Annotated in this window: 4 protein-coding genes; 1 reads left to right on the top strand and 3 read right to left on the bottom strand. The window is 63.9% G+C overall.

The window, feature by feature from the left end; genetic code table 11:
• Positions 1–119 precede the first annotated feature (119 nt).
• Positions 120–1,541 (bottom strand): M28 family peptidase, encoded by a 1,422-nt coding sequence (locus tag QMX78_RS20370; RefSeq protein ID WP_282273061.1) that lies wholly within the window; start codon positions 1,539–1,541, stop codon positions 120–122.
• Positions 1,542–1,794: 253 nt separating this feature from the next.
• Here QMX78_RS20370 and QMX78_RS20365 point away from each other — a divergent pair, with 253 nt between their 5' ends.
• A complete protein-coding gene (locus tag QMX78_RS20365) occupies positions 1,795–2,775 on the top strand; it encodes a hypothetical protein (RefSeq protein WP_282273059.1) in 981 nt (326 codons plus the stop codon).
• A gap of 59 nt (positions 2,776–2,834) precedes the next feature.
• On the opposite strand, the gene mscL is transcribed toward QMX78_RS20365, so the two are convergent.
• Both mscL and QMX78_RS20355 read right to left on the bottom strand, forming a co-directional pair.
• On the bottom strand, positions 2,835–3,251 hold the full coding sequence (gene mscL, locus QMX78_RS20360) for a large-conductance mechanosensitive channel protein MscL (RefSeq protein WP_282273057.1): 417 nt from the start codon (positions 3,249–3,251) through the stop codon (positions 2,835–2,837).
• Between the two features lie 58 nt (positions 3,252–3,309).
• Complete coding sequence (locus QMX78_RS20355) at positions 3,310–4,014, bottom strand: fumarylacetoacetate hydrolase family protein (protein WP_282273055.1); 705 nt, start codon at positions 4,012–4,014, stop codon at positions 3,310–3,312.
• Positions 4,015–4,209: the final 195 nt, after the last annotated feature.

Raw genomic sequence — 4,209 nt, 5'->3', positions numbered from 1 at the left:
GCCATGCTCGGCAGGATCTTTACCGGTAGAGCCTCTGCCGAGCATGGCTCGGCACTACAAAAACCCGAAACAAGAAAGGCGCCCTGCGGCGCCTTTCTTGCTTTTGATCCGACAAGGAATCACTCCCGCGGCGGCACCACATCCTTGGCCTCGCTGCCGAAGCTGCCTTCGGATTCCGCTGCCAGATAGGCAAACACGGTGTAGGCCGCCACGTTCTGGGCAAGGGCCTTCGGGTCGATCTTGTCCAAGGTATCGTCCGGGGTGTGGTGCAGGTCGAAATAATCGGTTCCGTCCTGCGCCAGCCATGCCCATGCGCCGCCCTTGGCGGCCAGCGGGCCTACGTCGGGGCCGGGGCCGCCTTGGTTGGCTCGGTACTCGATACCCAGTGGCGCCAGCGCCTCGCCGATCTGGCGGGTAGCCTCACGCGATTCCTCCGGGTTGCCCGAGCCGGTGTTGAAGGCATAGATGCGGCCCGCGCCGAAGTCGCTCTCGGCGGCGATGTGCTGCTGCACGATTTCGCCGGCTGCCACGCGGGCAGCTGCATAGGCCTTGCCACCGTGCAGACCCTGCTCTTCATTGGCGAAGGCGATGACGCGGATGGTGCGCTTGGGGGCCTGCTTGAGCTGGCCGATCAGATGGCCGGCGGCCATGGTGATGCCGACGCCGGCACCGTCATCGATGGCACCGGTGCCAAGGTCCCAGGAGTCCAGGTGACCGCCGATCACCACAACTTCCTTGGGCAGGCTGCGGCCGGTGATTTCGCCGATCACGTTCTGCGAGGTGTAGCTGCCATCCCAGCCGCAATCCAGCGCGATGCGGATGCGCGTAGGGCCGCGCGCAACCAGACGATTGAGCTGGTCGGCATCCGGGCCGGACAGCGCGGCCGACGGCACCGGCGTCAGGCCTTCGTCGTAGCGGGTGATGCCGGTATGCGGCATGCGATGCGAATCGGTGCCAGCCGAGCGCATGATGAAGCCGACCGCACCCTTGCGGATTGCTTCGGACGGGCCACGGCTGCGCACACTGCCGCCGATGCCATAGTCAGCGCCATCCCGCTTGCGGGTCATGGTGAAGTCGACATAGGCGATCTTGCCGGCCAGCGAGCCTTCCGGCGCCGCCTTCAGCGCGTCCAGACCTTCAAAGCGCACAATCTCGGCTTCCACCGTGCCGGCCGGGCTGCCGCCCAGCGCGGTGATGGTCAACGGCTGCGGATGTGCGCCAAGCACCGAGGCGTGTTCGCTGCGGCGCTCCCACTTCGGGAAGGTCACCGGTTCGGTCCACACCTTGTCGAAGCCCAGTTCCTTGAACTTGGCCTTGGCCCATTCCACCGCACGTGCGTCGGCTTCGCTGCCAGCCATCCGCGGGCCAACTTCGGTAGTCAGTGATTCCACCACCTGCCAGCCGGTGTTGTCCGCCAGCGCCTGTGCTCGCAGCTCGGCGGCCTTGGTCAGCGCCTGCTGTGGAATATGGGTGGGCGCTGCGTTGGCAGCGGCCGAGGTGCACAGCAGGAGGAGGGCAAGGGAAAGAGCACGGCGACGCATAGTCAATTCCAAGGTGATTTGTCGAGTCAGGGTAACAGTGAGCGGATGTAGGTGAATGTGCCGGTTGGGATGTGTGGAAGTCTTGGTGGTCGTTAGGAGGTTCCCCTGCTGGCGGCCCCCGTGGACATTCGCTAGGCGCTACATGCAGCTGGAACGGTGACAAACAAGCACGGGTTTTTCTTGTGTTGCGATGCAGCATAGCAGGCGAGGCTGAGCACCCCCACCGGTTTGGTGGATTGCTCGGGAACACGTGATGAGATTGCGATACAAGACGGCAGGGACGTTGTTGATGCTGGCACTGCCAGTACTCGGTTTTGCGCAGGGCCACTCCATGGACGATGTGCGTTTCACCGGGCCGTTGCTGACTCCGGGCCCGGCAGCGATGCCGCAGGGCGAGTTTTTTGCCCAGCCGTATTGGATATACAGCCGCACCCGTGGCGTCTACGACGACCACGGCGATCGCCATATGCTGGATGCACACGACAGCAGCCAGTTGCTCAGCCTGTTGCTCAGTGGTGGCATCACCGATCGTCTGACGGGCGAGTTGGTACTCAATGGCAGCCGCTCCGCGCACGGCGCCCATCACAGTGATGGCTATCGCATTGGTGACAGCGCGACGCGGCTGCGCTACCAGTTGCGCGCGGGTGATGCGCTGACCGGTGGGATGACCATGGCGGTGATGCTGAGTCAATCGCTGGCGACCGGACGGCATGACCGATTGGGTGAGAACACGTTCAATGGCCAAGGTAGCGGGGTGTATCGCACCAGCCTGTCGCTGCTGGGGCAGCAGGTGCTGTGGCTGCCGAATGGACGGCCGCTGCGCTGGCGCTGGCAGACCACCTGGAGCCCGTCGCCGGGCAGCGTTTCGGTGGTCGGGCGGAGTGTGTATGGCACCGAGCAGGGCTTCCGCGGCACGCTTGCTGCCGGTGCGGCGGTCAGTGGCGCATTGGGGCTTGAATACAGCATCAACCGCAGTTGGGCGCTTGCCCTGGATCTGACCGCCAGCACGCAATCGGGCAGTGTGCTGGAGGGCAGCGTGGCCGATGCGTCTGGCCAACGGAAGACGCAGTGGCAGGATGGCTCACGCAGCCGCGCCTTCAGTATTGCGCCGGCAGTGGAATACATCATCAACGACCAGATCGGCGTATTGATGGGTGTGCAGGCATCGCTGCCGGGCGGGCGCAACAGCGCGTCCTACGTCAGCCCGCAGGTATCCATGACGATGACCTTCTGATCACTGCAAATGACAACGGCCGGGAACCCCCGGCCGTTGTTGGCAAACAGGTTGATCGATCAGTGCTTGTTGAGGCTGTCGCGGATCTCGCGCAGCAGCAGCACTTCTTCGGTCGGTTCCGGCGCAGCGGCCGGTGCTTCTTCCTTCTTGCGGGACAGGCGGTTGACCACCTTGACCAGCATGAAGATCGCGAAGGCGACGATGATGAACTGGATCAGCGTGTTGATGAAGTCGCCATAGCCCAGCACCACGGCGGGGATTTCCTTGCCATCGGCGCCCATCTTGGCCGGTGCCAGGGTCCAGGCGAGGCTGGAGAAATCGACGTTGCCGACCAGCATGCCGATCGGCGGCATGATCACCTTGTCCACCAGCGAGGTGACGATCTTGCCGAACGCGCCGCCAATGACCACACCAACCGCGAGGTCGATGACGTTGCCGCGCATCGCAAATTCCTTGAATTCGCTGATCATTCCCATGTGTTTCTCCTAGTTATGCGTGAAAGGGAGCTGGCGCAGACTACTCCAGTGGATGTAATCAGACGATCACGCCGTCGCGCTGTGCGATTTTTCCGAGACGTGCGCTGAAGCGATCACCGGCTTGCAGTGCGGCGACGCCAGCCGGCGTGCCCATGAAGACCAGATCGCCGGCGCGCAGCGCGTAGAGCTTGGACAGTTCGTGCAGGATGTCGGCGACGTTCCAGATCATCTGGTCAAGCGTGGACTTCTGCCGAAGTTCGCCGTTGATTTCCAGCGACAGCTCCAGCGGCGCCAGATCACCGACCTCGGATGCCAGCACAAGGTTGCTGACCGGAGCGGAATGGTCGAACCCCTTGGCGATATCCCAGGGGCCGCCCTTGGCCTTGGCGGCTGTCTGCAGGTCGCGGCGGGTCAGGTCCAGACCGACACCGTAGGCCAGCACCAGCTCCATCGCCTGATCCACGGCGAGCACGCCGGCCGGCGCATCCTTGCCGAGTGCTACGACCAGCTCCACTTCGTGGTGCAGGTCGGAGGTGGCAGTCGGATAGGGGATCGCGGCATCGCCGACCACGATGGCATCGGCTGGCTTCATGAAGAACATCGGCTGGCCGCGTTCGCTGGCCGAGGCCGGCGCGGCCGCGCCCATCTCGCGAGCGTGATCGGCAAAATTGCGGCCCACGCAGTAAATGCGGTGCACCGGGAAGGTGCCGCCACCGGCGACCGGGATGCGGGGCTGGGGCAGGGCGGGAATCAGGTCAGTCATGGTTGCGTCCAGGTGAATCGACGCAAAAGTCTAGCGGACGGAGGCACATTCTGTAGAGCGCAGCGGATACTGCGCTGGAATGCATCTCCCACCTGACGGCACCGGGAATGCTTCTTTGTAGGAGCGGCGTGAGCCGCGAAGCCGGCACACTTGAAGCTCTCGGCATGTCGGCAATCTGATCGACCACCTGCTTCG

It is taken from the genome of Stenotrophomonas sp. PS02298, from assembly GCF_029959445.1.
Classification (GTDB): domain Bacteria; phylum Pseudomonadota; class Gammaproteobacteria; order Xanthomonadales; family Xanthomonadaceae; genus Stenotrophomonas.
This window is presented reverse-complemented; position numbering and strand designations above follow the sequence as displayed.